We start from the raw sequence: 1,774 nt of genomic DNA on the forward strand, positions 1-1,774 counted from the left end.
ATTCAAATTCGGATTTCTCTATTTTTTATGTTGTCTCCATCTAGCTCTTAGTTAATGGCTGTGAATTTCCTTAAATTCACGGCCATTAATGCGAGGCCCATCTCGTTTTCAACCTTCGATTTTCCTCGTACAGAAAATCGAGTGAAACGCAAATTAGCCTTCAAGAATCCAAAAACTGGTTCCACGTCAATTTTGCGTTGACGATAAATGGTACTCGTTTTTTCTTCTGAAAGCTTTGCTCTCACATATTCTTTTTGTTGTTCCCACTTCTCATTCACCATTAACTTACGATTATTTCCTTCTTTTGCTTTTGTACATAATGAACGGAGGGGGCATCCRGAACAGTCTTCACATTCGTATACCTTAAACTCACGTGTGAAATCATACTTATCCGTTTTCATGGTACGATATTTAAATACAAGCTGTTGTTGGTTTGGGCAAGTGTATCGATCATGTTCTTTATCATAATCCCAATTCGCTGTATTGAATTCRTTTTGCTTATACTTTTTCTTCTGTTCGTTTAAATACAGGTTGTATGTGATTAAKGCTTCTCGCTTACGATTCGAAAGGATATCATTGTAATTTTGTTCACTGCCATATCCTGCATCTGCGACGATATGTTTTGGTAACTTAAAATAATGTTGTTCGATTTCATCTAAAAATGGGATTAATGTACGTGTATCCGTTGGATTCGGAAAAATGCTGTAGGCAAGCGCATACTGACCTTCTGTTGCCACTTGTATGTTATAACCAGCCTTCAATTGACCATTTTTCATATAGTCATCTTTCATACGCATAAATGTCGCATCCGGGTCTGTTTTCGAATAACTATTTCGTTCGTCAAAGATTTCGAAGTCTCTTTGATATTTTAGTTTGCGTTCAATATAGTCGATTAATTTTTTGCGAGCTTGCTTTGGGAATTTCCGTTCYGTTCTTAAAGTCTTTCGCTCTGCTACATCCGATGAGTCCTCAATTTTTCGATCATATTCAGAAATCACTTCATCTACTTTTTCGACCATTTGAGCGAGGTATTCCAATGCTAATTCCTTTTCATTTTCCCGTTCAATTTCTGGCATGATTTCTTTTTCAAGCAGCTCATCGTATAGCTGGTTTGACTTTTCWATTAGTCCGTTATGATATTTCTCAATCGACTTTTTCCACACGAATGTAAATTTGTTCGCATTCGCTTCAATCTTTGTTCCATCAATAAAAATAGCTTCCTGATCAATTAATTCTTCCTGTACCAGCTGGCAGCGGAATTGAACAAAGCACTGACGTATCAACTCTTTCACCTCTGGTTGAACRCGGAATCGGTTGATTGTKCGGTAGGTTGGCTCATGCCCTTGAGCTAGCCACATCATCCGAAGACTATCTTTTAAAAGCGCTTCAATTTTGCGMCCTGAGAAAACAGATTGCGTGTAGGCACATAAGATAATTTTAAGCATCATGCGTGGATGGTAGGCAGGACAGCCCTCATTTCGAAGAAATGGTTYAAACGCTTCAGGCGGGATACTTTCGACTAAGTGGTGGACATGGAAGGCAATATCATTCTTTTGTAACTTCACTTCTAAATCTAAAGGAAAAATTAATTGATTCATGTTATAATCTTTAAACATAAGGATCCTTCTTTCTGTATAATTTTGTTGTGGTGACTTAATTTTATCAGAAGTGGTCCTTATTTTTTTATRAAAAAAATTTAAAGCCGGTGAAATTTTACTGATCGTAAAATTTCACCGGCTTTTTAGTTTAGAGATGGGTTTTGTCCCAGCCTCTT

General features: G+C 37.0%; 1 pseudogene. It reads right to left on the reverse strand.

From position 1 onward, the window contains the following. Window positions 1-56: 56 nt before the first annotated feature. Window positions 57-1,616, reverse strand: a pseudogene (locus AC1DCY_RS27065) (IS1182 family transposase); the annotation flags it as partial. Window positions 1,617-1,774 lie beyond the last annotated feature (158 nt).

The sequence above is a fragment of the Lysinibacillus sp. 10T31 genome (genome assembly GCF_056394365.1).